Origin of the sequence: Kitasatospora sp. NPDC088346 (genome assembly GCF_044740765.1) — a bacterium.
GTDB lineage: Bacteria > Actinomycetota > Actinomycetes > Streptomycetales > Streptomycetaceae > Kitasatospora.
On sequence record NZ_JBIURH010000037.1, the window covers coordinates 43,703 to 59,505 of the forward strand.

Here is a 15,803-nt window from a genome sequence, read left to right on the forward strand (position 1 = left end):
CCGGGTGTGCACGGCACGGTAACCACGGCATAGGAACAAGGAGCGGTCAGGGTGCAGCGCTGGCGTGGCCTGGAGGAGATCCCCGGGGACTGGGGGCGCAGCGTCGTCACCATCGGGTCGTTCGACGGTGTGCACCGCGGCCATCAGCTGATCATCAACCGGGTGGTGGAGCGCGCCCGTGCGCTGGGCGCCAAGTCGGTCGTGGTGACGTTCGACCCGCACCCCAGCGAGGTGGTCCGGCCGGGCAGTCACCCGCCGCTGCTGGCGCCGCAGCCCCGCCGGGCGGAGCTGATCGAGGCGCTCGGGGTGGACGCGGTGCTGGTGCTGCCGTTCACCGTCGAGTTCTCCAAGGAGTCGCCGGAGTTCTTCGTCCAGCAGGTGCTGGTGGACGCGCTGCACGCGCGGCTGGTGGTCGAGGGACCGAACTTCCGCTTCGGGCACCGCGCCGCGGGCAACGTGGAGCTGCTGGCCGAGCTGGGCCGGGCCGACGACTTCGAGGTCGAGGTGCTCGACCTCCAGGTGCGCGGCGCGGCCGGCGGCGGTGAGCCGTTCTCGTCGACGCTGGTCCGCCGGCTGGTGGCCGGCGGCGACCTGGTCGGGGTGGCCGAGGTGCTCGGCCGGCCGCACCGGGTGGAGGGGGTGGTGGTCCGCGGTGCGCAGCGCGGTCGCGAGCTGGGCTACCCGACCGCCAACGTGGACACCGTGCCGCACAGCGCCGTCCCGGCCGACGGGGTGTACGCGGGCTGGCTGACCGCGGACGGCGAGCGGATGCCGGCCGCGATCTCGGTCGGCACCAACCCGACCTTCGACGGCACCGCGCGCACCGTGGAGGCGTACGCCATCGACCGGGTCGGCCTGGACCTGTACGGGCTGCACGTCGCGGTGGACTTCCTCGCGTACCTGCGCGGGATGGAGAAGTTCGACTCCGTCGAGGCGCTGCTCGACCGGATGGCCGACGACGTGAAGCGCGCCCGGGAGCTGACCGAGGCCGGCTGACCGGTCGTCACCCCGCAGTGAAAGGTTCGGCCCGCCGGGAGGTCCCGGCGGGCCGAACCGCGTCAGGTGCCGCTCACTGCTGCGGCGGTGGCGGGTAGCCGTACCCCGGCGGGGGCGGCTGGTGGCCCTGCTCCTGCGGCGGCGGGTAGCCGTAGCCCGGTCGGCCGCCCGGCTGCTGCTGCCCCTGCTGGAGCCACTCCTGCGGCGGCTGCTGGGTGCCCTGCGGCGGGTACGGCTGCTGCTCCTGCCCGTAGCCGGGCGGCGGGGCCTGGCCCGGCTGCGGGGCCCACGGCGCGCCGGGGGCGGGGGCACCGGGGTAGCCGCCCGGCTGGCCCTGCTGCGGGTACTGCTGCTGCGGGTAGCCGTGCGGGGGCTGCTGCTGGGGGTAGCCCTGCTGGGGGTGGCCCTGCTGCGGGTACCCCTGGGCCTGCCAGCCGCCGCCCTGCTGGGCCCGGGCGATGTCCTCGCCGACCAGGGCGGCCAGCTCGAAGTAGGCGTCCCGCACCTTGGGCCGCATCATCTGCAGGTTGACCTCGGCGCCGGCGGCCAGGCTCTCGTCGAAGGGCACCACCACGACGCCGCGGCAGCGGGTCTGGAAGTGCGCGACGATGTCCTCGACCTTGATCATCTTGCTGGTCTCGCGGACCCCGGAGACCACTGTGATGCTGCGCTGCACCAGGTCCGCGTAGCCGTGCGCGGAGAGCCAGTCCAGCGTGGTGGAGGCGCTGCTGGCACCGTCCACGCTGGGCGTGGCGACCACGATCAGCTGGTCGGCCAGGTCGAGCACCCCGCGCATCGCGCTGTACAGCAGGCCGGTGCCCGAGTCCGTCAGGATGATCGGGTAGTGCTGGCCGAGGACCTCGATGACCTGCCGGTAGTCGGAGTCGTCGAAGGTGGTCGAGACGGCCGGGTCCACGTCGTTGGCGACGATCTCCAGGCCCGAGTTGAGGTCCTGCGAGGTGAACTGACGCACGTCCATGTAGCTGCGCAGGTGCGGGATGGCCGTCACCAGGTCGCGGATGGTGGCACCGGTCTGACGCTTGATCCGGCGGCCGAGGGTGCCGGCGTCCGGGTTGGCGTCGATCGCGACCACCTTGTCCTGCCGCTCGCTGGCCAGCGTGGCGCCGAGCGAGGTGGTGGTCGTGGTCTTGCCGACACCGCCCTTGAGGCTGATCACCGCGATCCGGTAGCAGGTCATCACCGGCGTGCGGATCACCTCCAGCTTGCGCGCCCGGTCGGCCTGCGCCGACTTGCCGCCGAACTGGAACCGCGGCTGCTGCCGCTGCGCCTTCGGCTGACCGCGCAGCAGCCGGTCCGAGGACAGCTCGACGGCCGCGGTGTAGCCGAGCGCCGCGCCGTGCGCGGTCGGCTGCTGGCCGCCGCCCTGGAACGCGGCCGGGGCCTGCGGCATCCCCTGCTGCTGCGGGTACGCCTGCGGAGGCTGCTGCTGGGGGTACGGGCCGGGCTGCGGCCAGCCGCCCTGGCGGGGGTCGGCGACGGGCGGCGGACCCGGGGGCATCCCCTGCTGCGGTGCCTGCGGCGGCCACTGCTGCGGGGGCTGCTGCTGCTGGGGCTGCGGCGCGTACTGCTGGACCGGGGGCGCCTGCTGGACGTGCGGCGGCTGCGGCGCCACCTGGACCGGCGGCTGCTGGACGGTCTGCGGCGGCATCGGCTGCTGGGACTGCGGCTGCTGGGGCTGCGGCTGCGGCGGTCCGGGAGCGACCGGCGGCTCGGCCGCGGCCTGCACCTGCACCGGGGCGGCCTCGGCGGGACCCTGCGCGACGGGCGGCTGCGCGACGGGGGCCGGGGCGACCGGGGCCTGGGCGAGGGGCGGCTGGACGGCGGGCGACTGCGTGACGGGCGGCTGGGCGACGGGCGGCTGGGGAACCTGCGGCTCCACCACGGCGGCCGGCGGCTCGGCGACGGGCACGGCGGAAACCGGGGCCGGCGCGGGAGCGGGCGCCACGGGAGCGGGGGAGACGGGGGCCGGGGCGACGGGGGCCGGCACGGGCGCGGCCTGCTGCGGCGGGACCGCGACCGGCGGCACCGGGGCGGCCGGGGCCTGGGCGGCCGGGGTCTGCGCAGGTGGCGCACCGTCCGGGGTCTGCGTGTACCAGGACGGCGGCGTGTAGTCAGGGGCGTCGGACCAGTCGTCGTCGTCCTCCGCCGCGTTGTCGCCGACGTAGACGCCGTCCCGATCGCTGCTCACTTGGGCTCCCTCGTTTTCGCCGCCGCTGTGCGCGGTACCGTCGGCAACAAGACTAGGACGTGATTCGCGGTCACCTGAAGGCGGTGTCCCATCTCACGCCGTGGTGGACGGCCCCGCGGCGGGGTGCGGCGACCGCCCAAGGAGTGAACGCCGCCGGTGTCCGGGCCGCCCCCCGTCCGGGGCAAGCGGTCGTGCCGGCCCGCCCCTCGGGGCGGACCGGCACGGACCGGGCGTGGTGCCGAGAGGCCCGGATCAGTCCATCCGGCGGGCGCCGCCGAGCACCTGGGCCTCGGCCTCGCCCGGGTTGGTCATGACGTACTGACGGCGCATCCGGGTCGCCCAGAGCGTGATGTTGTCACCGAGCGTGGGCAGTGCGGCGACCTCGGCCTCGCCGAGCGACAGCAGCCGCCCGACCAGGTCGGACTCCTGCGGGGAGATCCGCTGCAGACCCACCAGGTCCGCCGCGTTGATCACCCGGGAGGCGTTCGGCCCGAGGTAGGGCAGCAGCGTCAGGGTGGTCTGCCACGGGGTGGCGGACAGCCGGCTGCGGGAGGGCCGGGCGCCGAGGTCGCGGACCACCAGGACGGGCGAGGTCACCGAGGCGCCCTGGGCGCCGAGCCGGCCGACCTGGTGCACCGTCACGCAGGGCTGTCCGCCGCCGGCCGCCTGGGCCATCGGCGCCCAGGCCTGCGGGCGTCCGGTCTCGACGGCGACCCGGGCGCCGGTGGCGGCCGCCCGCAGCGCGATGACCTGGGCGGTCCACATGCCGCCGACCAGCACGACCTCGTAGGAGCTCGGGCGGAACAGGCCGATGACGGCGGGCTGCTGCTGCGGGTCGACGCCGATCAGGACGCCGTCGTCACCGACCGGGAAGGACAGCGCGGCCAGGTCCTCGGTGGTGAGCACGTGCTTCTCCCGGCTGGGACCGCGCAGGCCGAAGCCGGGGCGGATCCGCGGCGGGCGGGGCTGGTCGGCGCCCGGCTGCGATGCCTGGGCGGGGTGGTTCTGATAGGCCATCAGGAAGTCCCTCCCAGGGGCAGCGTGGCGAGCAGGCCCGGTGCCTGCTCCAGGTCGAGCCGGGTCAGGCCGACCCCGGCGCTGTTCGCGCGGGACTCGACCAGGCGGCCGACCTGGGCCACCTCGCTCTCGCTGCGCCCGGTCACCCGGACGTGTCCGCTGATCGCCACCGAGCCGCCCAGGCCGTGGCCGGCGGTCAGGCTGAAGGTGCTGGCCAGCGCGGGCGTCCCGGTGACCAGGTTGACCAGGTCGGGGGCTGAGATCCGGCCCGGCGCGCCGCCCGGGCGGCTGAGCTGGGGCCACTTGGAGATCCAGTACGTGCTGTGCCAGCGGTCGTCGATCCGCCAGAACTTGCCGCTCTCCTGGGTGCGGCGGGCGCCGAGACCGCCACCGCCGGTGCCCTGGCGGCCGGCCACGGCCACCGGGTTGGCGCAGATCGAGATCGCCAGGGCGGCGATCAGCTCGCGCTCGTCCAGCACGGTGGCGGTGAAGCCGGCGCTGTTGAGCCGCCCGGCCAGCTGGTCGGTGACGCGCTGGAGGGCCTTGCGGGCGCCCTCCTCGCCGCCGCCGCGGGCCAGCACGGCCGAGGCCGCCTTCTCCGGGTCGAGCTTGAGGGCGACCCAGGTGAGCCGCAGGCCGGGCGTGGTGAGCCCGTCCGGCAGCTGGTGGTAGGCGCGGAAGGCCAGCGACTGGTCCGGCAGGTGCGGGGCCGGGGCGGGCTGGGTGTGCTGGACGAGCTGCACGGACTCCAGGTTGATGTCGTCCACCTGGAGGGCCGAGCAGACCACGTCGAGCGGCAGCGGCAGGGCCGTCCGGTGCGGGCGCAGCGGCTGGTCCTTGGCCTGCACCAGCAGGACGGAGGTCAGGAAGGTGCCGTCGCCGACCATGCCGGTCTCCCGGCGCATCGGGCGGCCGTCGCCGAGGTCGGTCTCGGTGGCGTGGGTGTACGTGCGCAGGGCCGGTTCGAGTTCGAGGGCCGGGGCCAGGGCGGGGTCGGTACCGGGCGGCGGCACGTTGTACTGCGCCTCCCTGCGGCGGGACTTGAGGGCGAGGCGGACCCGCATGCCCTCGGGTGCGGTCCGGCCGGACAGCGGCAGCAGGGCCACCACCGCGAGCACGACGGCGGGCACCGCGAAGGCGCCGGCCATCGCCGGGCTGATCGTCCAGCCCACCGCGACCAGGGCCACGGCGACCTCCAGCAGGACGAGCTGCGACAGGCGCAGCCGGCTGCTGAGCACCCCGGGCCGGGGGTGGATCTTCGGCGTGACCGCGGCGGTCGGCGCCGCCTGCGCCGGGCCGGAGCGCCGGCCTCCCCGGCCGGTGCCCCGACCGCCCGGCGTCCGGCCGTTCGATGTGCTGCGTCGCGCTGGTGCGGACTGGCTTGGCATCCCCCGAGAGGCCCTCTCTGATCAGATATCACGGCCCGGTTGGCCGGTCGGCGAAACGTACCCGTACCGTACTCACCGTCTGCTGCCGCATCGTAGAGGGTTTGGCCGGGGCCGGCGCCCGCGGGGGGTGCCCCGGGCCGGGAGCGGCGGCGGGGTGGCAGACTCACGCACTGCACAAGCGCGCTGACGTACGCACAGATGTCGGTCAGACAGGGGAGACGACAAGCATGGCATCACGCCGGGACGAGCTGAACGCCTACACCTTCGCCCGCAAGCGGATGGTGGGCGCCTTCTTGCAGCCCAGTGGCGGCGGCAACGACGAGGACGCGCCCCGCCCGATTCGGGCGGTGCTGCCGAGCTTCGTCGTGGCGGCGGTGGTGGTGGCCGGCTTCGGCATGTGGGGTGTGATCAAGCCCAGCGCGCCGCTGAACTGGGACAGCGGGAAGTACATCGTCCAGGCCAAGCAGTCGACCACCCGGTACGTGGTGCTGAAGGACGCCAGCGGCAAGGGCGTGCTCCACCAGGTGCTCAACATGTCCTCGGCCCGTCTGGTGCTGCCGGCCAACGCCACCGTGATGTCGGTCGCCGACGACGTGCTGGACAAGTACCCGCGGCACGGCGCGACCATCGGCATCCCCTACGCGCCGGACCGGCTGCCGAAGTCGGACGACGCCGGCAAGGCCAAGCTGTGGTCGGTGTGCGACCGGCTGGGGAACGCGAACAACACCCAGGGGTCGATCAGCCAGGCGGTGTTCGTCGCGGCCGACAAGGACGCCGCGGCGCTCAAGGACCAGCGGATGCTGACCGAGGGTCAGGCGCTGTACGTCCAGGGGCCGACGGTCTCCGGGCAGCCGGGCGGGAAGTACCTGGTGGACTCCAACGGCGCGAAGCACGCGGTGGGCCCCAACGCCCAGGCCGTCGACCAGCTGGCGATGGAGTCGGCCCTGTTCGGCCGGGACGCCAAGCCGCAGCAGGTCACCGCCGACTGGCTGCAGACCCTGGCGAACGGCAAGGCGATCCTCTTCCCCGAGATCCCGGACTACACCTCCGCCAAGGTCGTCCAGTCCGCGGTGTCGGACCCGCTTCCCGCGGCCGAGCGGCGGGTCGGCCGGGTGCTGCAGTTCCAGGACAGCTACTTCGTGGTCGGCCTGAACCGGCTGTACTCGGTGACGCCCTTCCAGGCCGAGCTGATCCTCAACTTCCCGTCGCTGGACACGGCGTACGACAAGAAGAAGCCGGTGCCGTACCAGCTCACCCCGGCGGAGAACGCCGGGCTGGCCCCCAAGGTGGACCCCGATGCGATGCGGCCGAAGTCCGACATTCCGACGGTGAAGATCGAGAAGGCGCTCAACGTCGGGAACGGCAACGAGGACCGCGCGATCGTCTGCAGCACCTTCGAGGGCATCGAGAACAACGTCGTCAAGCAGAGCGTGTGGGCGGGCGTCAAGTACCCGGCGGACATCGACTCGGGCTCGCTCAGCGCGCACGTGACGGCCGGCCACGGCCTCTTCTACCGCGCCGTCGACAGCGTGGGCGAGGGCGGCTCCGGCAGCGACTTCCTGATCACCGAGACCGGTTTGCGCTACTCGCTGCCCAACAACAACGACGCGGTGGGGACGAAGGCCGGCGGCGCCTCGGCCTCCCCCTCGGCCGCCCCGGCGCCGGCCCCGGCGGGGGAGTCCAAGGACGGCAACGAGTCGCAGGCGCGCCTCGGGTACAAGGACGTCACGCCCACCCTGGTGCCGCTGGCGTGGTCCAGGCTGGTGCCGGCCGGGCCGGTGCTGAGCCGGGCCGCGGCCGAGCAGGCGCAGAACGCGTGACAGTACGTCATTCCGCTTTCGGGCACCGTGTCATGGTCTGGTAACTAACCGCTGCCCGGTGTTGGGTGCCTTGCGCCGGGCGGCTAAAGTGCTCTGGTGACATCACACCGTGGTGTCGACGGGTAGACCGTGCCAGGACTACCCGGACGAAGTCAGTCTCATGGGGGACGGTGGATCATGGCTGGTCAGTTCAAGACGACTGCTGAGGAGATGAACGCGTTCGCCAACCGCATCGGTGAGGTGAACGCTCAGGTCCAGGGCGAGATCGGGCGGCTGAACTCGCTCGTCGACTCGATCGCCTCGGGCTGGCAGGGCGCGGCCGCGACCGCGTACCAGCAGATGCAGTCGCGGTTCAACGAGGACGCGAACGCGCTGAACAAGGTGCTCGACGAGATCAAGCAGGCGATCGAGGCCACCACGAAGGCCTACGCCGCGACCGAGCAGGACCAGCAGTCCTCGCTGACCGGGATCGGCGGCTGAGCCCTCGCGGGTTCGCGCAGTCCGAAGCCTGACCGTCAGCCCCCCGGTGTGGGCTGACGGTCCCATCGACAAGGAGACACCATGTCCGGGAACATTCTCGTCAATTTTTCCACCATTCAGAACGCCAGCTCCGAGGTGCGCCAGACCGCTGCGCGCATCCAGTCGCAGCTGGACGACCTGAAGTCCGGCGTGCAGCGCATCGCCTCCAGCTGGGAGGGTTCGGCGCAGGAGGGCTACCAGGCCCGCCAGGCGCAGTGGGATGCCAAGGCCGCCGACCTGCAGCAGGTGCTCGGCCAGATCGCGACCGCGCTGGACAACGCGGCCCAGAGCTACCAGGCCACCGAGTCGAAGAACGCCAACATCTGGGCGGGCTGACACCGCTGCGCGCCGCCCCGGTCGGGGCGGCGCGCAACGTGGTGGTGGGGCGGGCGCCCGGCTGGGCGCCCGCCCTTCGCGCGTCGCACGGGCGCGCGGGCATCGTGGGGAACAGAGGGGTGGACAGGTGTCGTTGGGTACGTACCGCAGGCTGGCCGCGGCGTCCGTGGTGCTGGGGATGGTCGGCGCGGTGGCCGCGACCCCGGCCTACGCCGAGCCGCCTGCCGAGGGCGCGGGCGGGGACCTGCGCCGGTCGCCGATCTCGATAGCCGCCGCCGGTGAGTGCACGTTCCCGTCCCAGGACGTGGCGAGCACCCCGTGGGCGCTCCAGCGGGTGCTGCTGGGCGAGTTGTGGCAGGCCGGCCGGGGTGCGGGCGTCGCCGTCGGCGTCATCGACACCGGGGTGGACAACCAGAACCAGCAGCTCGCGGGCAAGGTCACCGACGCGGGTTCGTCGCTGAAGGACCGGCAGACCGGGGCCCCGGTCGAGGGCACCGGGGTGACGGACAAGGTCGGCCACGGCACCAAGGTGGCCGGCATCATCGCCGCCCGTGCGCTGCCCGGCCGGACCGGCTTCGTGGGGATCGCCCCGGACGCGTCGATCGTCACGATCCGGCAGAACGACGCCGAGGGCAACGGTGACGTCGGGTCGTTGATCGACGCCGTCAACACCATGATCGGCCGGGGCGTCCAGGTCATCAACATCTCGCAGGACGTCCGGGCGACCGGTGAGAACGGCGACTTCGACCGCAAGGCCGACCTGGAGGCCGTCCTGAAGAAGGCCGACGACCAGGGCATCGTGGTGGTGGCCTCCTCGGGCAACGACGGCCACGAGGGCAACACCTACCCCGCGGCCTTCGACACCGTGCTCGCGGTGGGTGCCTCGGACCGCAACAACGAGCGGGCGCCGTTCTCCCAGTACGGCGACTTCGTCGACGTGGTCGCGCCCGGGGTGGACATGCTGTCCACCGTCCCCGGCGGCGGTCAGTGCGTCGACAACGGCACCAGCTTCTCCACCCCGTACGTGGCGGGCGTGGCCGCGGTGCTGATGGGCATGCACAAGGACTGGAAGCCCGCCCAGGTCCGGGCCCGGATCGAGGAGACCGCGCAGCGCAACGACCGGGGCCGCAACAAGTTCGTCGGCTGGGGCGTGGTGGACCCGGTGAAGGCCGTCCAGGGCGGCAACGAGCAGGACGTCAAGCCGCACGAGAGCGCCAAGGTGCAGCTGGACACCGTCCCGATCGTGGCCGAGCCGCTCGGCCTGGCGGAGACCCAGGCCGACCGTGACCAGCGGACCGGTACCTTCGTGCTGAGCGCGGGCGCGCTGGTGGTGGCGGCCCTGATCGGCGGTTCGGTGGTGCTGCGGGACTACCGCCGCCGCCGGCCCGGCGCGGAGCTCTGAACCCGGCAGCCGGAAACGGCCGGTGGCCCCGACCCGGGAAGGGTCGGGGCCACCGGCCGTTGCGGGGGCGGAGGTCAGACCTGCTGGTCCTCCGGCAGGGTGATCACCCAGCGGCTCTCCGGGCGGGGGCGGAGGTAGAACAGCCAGTAGAGGCTGGCCGCGGCCACGATGCCGCCGGTCCACTTGAGGAACGACGCGTCCTGCAGGTACAGCACGTAGCACAGCACCAGGATCAGCAGGGCCGGGACGACCGGCCACAGCGGCATCCGCCAGGCGCTGGTGTGCTTGTGGTGCGCGCGGCGGCCGAGCAGCGCGGCGACGGCGACCAGCAGGTACATCGCGGTCACCGAGACGCCGGTGATGCCGTACAGGGTGTCCAGGTTGACGTAGCAGAGCACCGCGCCGGGCACGCCGACCACCAGGGTGGCGACCCAGGGCGAGCCGAACCGGCCGATCGTCGACAGCGCGCGGTTGACCGGCGCAGGCCAGGCCCGGTCGCGGGCCGAGGCGAACAGCACCCGGGAGTTCTGGATGACCATCACGATGCCGGCGTTGATGATCGCCAGGGCCACGCAGAGGCTGATGAAGGTGCCGACCGCGGAGTTGCTCCACAGCGTGATCAGAGCGCTGATGTCGCCCCCGCTCAGTGCCTCCATGCTGGGCGCGCCCATGGTGATCGCGGCGACCGGCACCAGGATGACGGCGGAGGACAGGCCCAGCGTCCACAGCACGGTGCGGGCGACGTTGCGGCGGGGGTTCTCCAGCTCCTCGGAGAGGTACACGGCGGTGCTGAAGCCCTGGGTGATGAAGAGCGCGATGGCGAGACCGGTGACGATCATGCTGATGGTGACGGCCTGGCTCGCGCCGCCCTCCGGGATCACCGTGCCGTGCAGCATCGAGGAGACGCCGCGCCGGCTGTGGCTGAAGCCGAGGACGGCCACCATGCCGGCCGCGATCACTTCGAGGACCAGGAAGATGCCGGTGATCCAGGCGTTGGCCCGCAGGTCGAGCAGGCCGGCCAGGGTGGCCAGCAGCATCACCGCGGCGCCGGCCAGCGGCTTGTCGACGTGCAGGACGGGCGCCAGGTAGTCGGCCGTCCCGAGGGCGATCACCGGTGGCACGATCATCGCCACCAGCAGCGACAGGATGAAGACCAGCCACCCGGTGAAGCGGCCGGCGAGGCTGCCCACCATGGCGTACTCGCCGCCGGCGCTGGGGATCAGCGTGCCGAGCTCCGAGTAGCAGAAGGCCACCGCGACGCAGAGCAGCGAGCCGATCCCGATGGTCAGCGCCGTGGCGCTGCCCACGCTGCCGAACAGGTCCGGCACGACCACGAAGAGGGTCGAGGCCGGTGTGACGCAGGAGAGCGTCAGCAGGGTTCCACCCACGACGCCGATCGAACGGGTGAGCTTCTTCGGCGGACCCGCGACGGCCGGGCCGACCTCGGGGGCGGCGACGACCTGTGGGGGAAGCGTGTCGGTCATGGGAGGTCCGATCGACTGGGCGGGGGCTGGGGGCTGGGGGCGGGAGCGGTATCGCCTCCGAACGGCGTGGCCGGTGTCATTTCCTGGTCGCTCCCGGTGCGCCATGGAACCGCGACGGGATCGGGTGCGTCAACGCCGATCGGCTGCGGAATCCGTTGCATCCTGCACCGTTCGGTACAGATTTCATGGTCGCGCGGGGCAATCTTCTGCTATGTCCGACTTGTTGACTCCGATGAACTGGGCATGAATCGAAGGTGAAGCTGGCAGGATTGCCGATCAATCGAAGGAAATCTCAGGGTGTGTGGCTAGGTGATCCGGTCGGAGCCCCGGCCCGGCCCCGGGGCCCGGGAGGGTACGGGAACCGCAGCTCGGCGGTGAAAAAAGCTCGGTAACGTTCTGGCACATTCCACGGTGTGGAATGCCACGAGGGCCGGACCCCTTCCGGGATCCGGCCCTCGTCGTCCTGCGCACCGCGCTCGGCGTACCGCTACGGCGCCGGCAGCCAGCCCGTCTGCACGGTCTGACCGGCGGTGATCCGGCGCGAGACGAACACGCCCCGGCCCGGCGGTAGCGGCTGCGGCTTGGCGGTGCCCAGCAGCGCCCCCTCGCCCTTGTCGCCGGAGAGCAGTACGCCCTGGCCGCCCAGCTCGCGCATCCGCTGCATGACCGGCTCGAACAGGGCCCGGCCGGCACCACCGGCGCTGCGCGCGATGATCACGCGCAGACCGATGTCACGGGCGAACGGCAGGAACTCCGCCAGCGGGGCCAGCGGGTTGCCCGACGCCGTGGCGACCAGCTCGTAGTCGTCCACGATCACGAACATGTCCTTGCCGCTGTACCAGCTGCGGTTGCGCAGCTGCTCGGGCGTGACGTCCGGACCGGGCAGGCGGCGGGAGCAGGCCCCGCGCAGCATCTCCACGATGGAGGTCATGGCGGGCGCCGCCGCCGCGTACTCCACCAGGTACTCCGGCGGCACCACGCCGAGCAGCGAGCGGCGGAAGTCGCCGATCACGATGCCGGCCTGGTCCGGGGTGTACCGCTCGGTGATCTGCTTGATCAGCATCCGCAGGACCGCCGACTTACCCGACTCGCTCTCACCGAAGACGATGAACAGCGGGTCGGACTCGAAGTTGACGAAGACCGGCGCCAGCTCGACCTCGTCCACACCGAAGGCGACACCCAGCTCGGGGTGCTCGAAGCCCTTCGGCAGGCTGTTGCCGTCCAGCACCTGCGGCAGCATCCGGACCTGCGGGGCCCGCGGGCCCGCCCAGGCGGCGTTGACCTGGGCGACCAGGTCGGCGACGCCGTCCGCCATGTCCTCGACCGAGGAGGAGCCGTCCAGCCGGGGCAGGCCGCCCAGGAAGTGCAGCTTCGCGGCGGTCAGACCGCGGCCCGGCGCGCCGGCCGGGACGTTCTGCGCCACCTTGCGGTCGATCTCCGACTCCATGGAGTCGCCGAGCCGCAGCTCGGTGCGGTTCTGCAGCAGGTCCTTGAGGGCCGGGCGGACCTCGGCGTACCGGGCCGCGGTGAGGATGACGTGGACGCCGTAGCCGAGACCGCGCTGGGCGATGTCGGCGATGACCGGCTCCAGGACCTCGAACTCCTGCTTGAAGGTCAGCCAGCCGTCGATCATCAGGAAGACGTCGCCGAACTGCTCGTCCGGCAGCTGGCCGGCCGCCCGCCTGGTCCGGTAGGTGCCGATGGTGTCGATGCCGCTGGCCCGGAAGAGCTCCTCCCGGCGGTTCAGCACCCCGTGCACCTCGCTGACCATGCGGCGAACCTTCTCGACGTCCAGTCGCCCGGCCACGCCGCCGACGTGCGGCAGGTCGGCCAGCGCGCCGAAGCCGCCGCCACCGAAGTCGAGCAGATAGAACTGCGTCTCGACGGGGGTGTGGGTGACCGAGAAGCCCGCCACCATGGTGCGGATCATGGTCGACTTGCCGGACCGCGGACCACCGACGATCAGACCGTGACCGGCCGCCCCCGAGTAGTCCTGGTACAGCACGTCGCGGCGCTGGTCGCGCGGCTTGTCGACGATGCCGACCGGCACCACCAGGCGGCCGAGCGCGCCGTACTCCGGCGAGGTCAGGCCGCGGTCGGCGGTGGCCTGGAGCGGCGGGACCAACTGGTCCACGCTGGGCGGCTCCTCCAGCGGGGGCAGCCACACCTGGTGGGCCGGCGGGCCCTGGCTGAGCATCCGCGCCACGAACACGTCGAGCATGGTGTCGAGCAGCGAGTCGTCGATCTCCTCGACCTCCTCGACCACCTCCTCGACGACCGGCTCGACGATCGGCACCTCGGAGGCGGTGAACAGCACCGGCTGCGCGGTGACCGTCGCGCCGCCGCTGGTGCGCTGCTGGCCCGGCGGCCGGTACGGGCCGGACACGTACGCGGCCCGGAACCGCTCCATCACGTCGGAGCCGAACTTCAGGTAGCCGACGCCGGGGACCGGCGGCAGGTGGTACGCGTCCGGCACGCCGATCGCGGCCCGGGACTCGGCCGCGGAGAAGGTCCGCAGACCCAGCCGGTAGGACAGGAAGGTGTCCAGACCGCGCAGCTTGCCCTCTTCCAGCCGCTGCGAGGCGAGCAGCATGTGCATGCCCAGCGAACGGCCGATCCGGCCGATCTGGATGAAGAGGTCGATGAAGTCGGGCTTGGCGGTGAGGAGTTCGGAGAACTCGTCGATGATCATCACCAGCGAGGGCAGCGGGTCGAGCGCCGCACCGGCGGCGCGGGCCCGCTCGTACTCGTTGATGTTGGCGTAGTTGCCCGCCGCCCGCAGCAGCTCCTGGCGGCGGTTCATCTCGCCCTCGATCGCATCGCGCATGCGGTCGATGAGGGTGGCCTCGCCCTCCAGGTTGGTGATCACCGCGGCGGTGTGCGGCATCTCCGACATGCCCGCGAAGGTGGCGCCACCCTTGAAGTCGGCCAGGACGAAGTTGAGGATCTCCGAGGAGTGCGTCACGGCGAGCGCCAGCACCAGCGTGCGGAGCACCTCGGACTTGCCGGAACCGGTGGCGCCGACGCACATGCCGTGCGGCCCCATCCCCTCCAGCGAGGCCTCCTTGATGTCCAGCCAGACGTACTCGCCGTTGGTGCCCACGCCGAGCGGCACCCGGAGCTTCTCGCGCAGCGGCTTCGCCCGCCAGTGCCGGGCCGGGTCGAAGGTGCCAGGGTCACCGGTGTTCATCATCTCGGTGAAGTCCATGCTGACCAGCGACGGGTCGCCGTCGTCACCGCCGGCCGACGCCCGGAACGGGGCCAGCTGGCGGGCCAGCGCCTCGGACTGCCAGACCGACAGCACGTCGGGCTTGCCCGAGTAGGAGGCGCCCGAGGCGGCCTCCAGCAGCAGTTCGTCCTTGCCGACGGTGATCATCAGGTGGCCGCCGGGCTCGTCCAGGTCGCCGGGGACGACCTCCAGGACGGTGACGCCCTGGACGCCCTCCACGCCGCCGAGCAGCGAGTCCTGCGGGACGGCCGCGCCGTCCATGATGACCACGATGTGCGGCTGGTCGGGCGAGGGCACGGTGTCCCGCGAGAACCCCTTGCGGCCGGCCAGCTCGTCGGCCAGCAGCTCCTCCAGCTCACCCAGACCGGTGGCGATCAGGCGGCGCGAACCGGCGCCGTCGTTCTCCTTGCGGTGCTGGGTGTGCGGCAGCCACTTGGCCCACTCCCACTCGTCCACCGCGCCCGGCGCGGCGGCGACCGCCACGATCAGGTCCTCGGGGGAGTGCAGGGTGGTCAACTGGGCCACCATCGCCCGGACGTTGCCGTACACGGCGTCCGGGTCGCCGGACACCATGATGTGGTAGAAGGCCCGCAGCGAGACCGACAGCGGCAGGTCCTGAAGGGTGCCGTGGGCCTTGATGAAGGTGCCCATCGCCTCGGCCGCGAGCGGCTCCAGCTCGTCCATCGGCGCGGTCTGCGGCGCCCGGATCGGGGTGGACAGCTGCTGTGGCCCGCGCCCCAGTCTGATCTGGGCGAAGTCCGCGTCGCCGGGCCTTCGCTCCCACAGCCGGCGGCCCTCGGCCACGATCGACCAGAGCTGGTCCGGCTCGGGGTGCGTGAACAGCAGCGAACCGCGCTGGTGCTCCGCCGTGCGGCGGACCTGGCGGCGCATCTGCTGCAGGTACTTGAGGTAGTCGCGGCGCTCGTCCGCGGTCCCCGCACTGCCGCCCTTGCGCGCCTTGACGATCTGGGCCACCGCCATGCCGGCGGTGGAGGCGACCATCAGGACACCCATCATCTTCATCGGGCCCTGGGCGCCCGGCGAGAAGAAGAAGGCCGCCGATCCGCCCATGCCGAGCAGCGGCAGCAAGGACATCATCCAGTCCTCGCCGCCGCCGCGGGGCAACTCGGGTGGAGCCACCAGCTCCACCGGCTCGTCCGGCACCGGGGGCGGATACGCCCGCGCCGGACGCTTGACGGTTACCACGCTCATGCGACCGCCTCGTACTGCTCGCTCACCACGGCATCAGCCCTCACGCAACTGGGATACGTACGGGTGAGGGCGCCCCGTTTGATGACGCCGCCCCCGCTCCGCCGACCGCAGGCGCTCCAGGGGGGACTCTGCGTTCGTCCGCCCCCGTACGCCTCGCGCAGGGGCCGATCCTACTGCTCGGCCCGGATCGT

At 72.5% G+C, this 15,803-nt stretch carries 10 protein-coding genes; 5 read left to right on the top strand and 5 right to left on the bottom strand.

The features are described 5' to 3' along the window. Positions 1-51 precede the first annotated feature (51 nt). A complete protein-coding gene (locus tag ACIOFR_RS31875) occupies positions 52-996 on the top strand; it encodes a bifunctional riboflavin kinase/FAD synthetase (RefSeq protein ID WP_401002712.1) in 945 nt (314 codons plus the stop codon). Positions 997-1,069: 73 nt separating this feature from the next. On the opposite strand, the gene ACIOFR_RS31880 is transcribed toward ACIOFR_RS31875, so the two are convergent. The 3 genes from ACIOFR_RS31880 to eccE form a co-directional block, all read right to left on the bottom strand. After that, positions 1,070-3,205 carry an AAA family ATPase gene (locus ACIOFR_RS31880; RefSeq protein ID WP_401002713.1) on the bottom strand — a complete coding sequence of 712 codons (2,136 nt, stop codon included), beginning with the start codon at positions 3,203-3,205 and terminating at the stop codon, positions 1,070-1,072. 252 nt (positions 3,206-3,457) lie between these two features. Continuing rightward, complete coding sequence (locus ACIOFR_RS31885) at positions 3,458-4,222, bottom strand: hypothetical protein (protein WP_401002714.1); 765 nt, start codon at positions 4,220-4,222, stop codon at positions 3,458-3,460. Then, positions 4,222-5,460 (bottom strand): type VII secretion protein EccE, encoded by a 1,239-nt coding sequence (gene eccE, locus ACIOFR_RS31890; RefSeq protein ID WP_401002715.1) that lies wholly within the window; start codon positions 5,458-5,460, stop codon positions 4,222-4,224. The genes ACIOFR_RS31885 and eccE overlap by 1 nt, the downstream gene beginning before the upstream one ends. Before the next feature lie 377 nt (positions 5,461-5,837). Here eccE and eccB point away from each other — a divergent pair, with 377 nt between their 5' ends. The 4 genes from eccB (at position 5,838) to mycP (ending at position 9,687) form a co-directional block, all read left to right on the top strand. Next, a complete protein-coding gene (eccB, locus tag ACIOFR_RS31895) occupies positions 5,838-7,430 on the top strand; it encodes a type VII secretion protein EccB (RefSeq protein ID WP_401002716.1) in 1,593 nt (530 codons plus the stop codon). Positions 7,431-7,607: 177 nt separating this feature from the next. Then, positions 7,608-7,910: a WXG100 family type VII secretion target gene (locus ACIOFR_RS31900; RefSeq protein ID WP_401002717.1), complete on the top strand. Its 303-nt coding sequence runs from the start codon at positions 7,608-7,610 to the stop codon at positions 7,908-7,910. Positions 7,911-7,991: 81 nt separating this feature from the next. Then, a complete protein-coding gene (locus ACIOFR_RS31905) occupies positions 7,992-8,285 on the top strand; it encodes a WXG100 family type VII secretion target (protein ID WP_401002718.1) in 294 nt (97 codons plus the stop codon). Positions 8,286-8,412: 127 nt separating this feature from the next. Continuing rightward, positions 8,413-9,687, top strand: a complete 1,275-nt coding sequence (gene mycP, locus ACIOFR_RS31910; protein ID WP_401002719.1) for a type VII secretion-associated serine protease mycosin — start codon at positions 8,413-8,415, stop codon at positions 9,685-9,687. Between the two features lie 74 nt (positions 9,688-9,761). Here the strand turns inward: mycP and ACIOFR_RS31915 are convergent, their stop codons facing one another. Beyond that, positions 9,762-11,171 (bottom strand): APC family permease, encoded by a 1,410-nt coding sequence (locus ACIOFR_RS31915; RefSeq protein WP_401002720.1) that lies wholly within the window; start codon positions 11,169-11,171, stop codon positions 9,762-9,764. Positions 11,172-11,658: 487 nt separating this feature from the next. Next, complete coding sequence (eccCa, locus tag ACIOFR_RS31920; RefSeq protein WP_401002721.1) at positions 11,659-15,612, bottom strand: type VII secretion protein EccCa; 3,954 nt, start codon at positions 15,610-15,612, stop codon at positions 11,659-11,661. Positions 15,613-15,803: the final 191 nt, after the last annotated feature.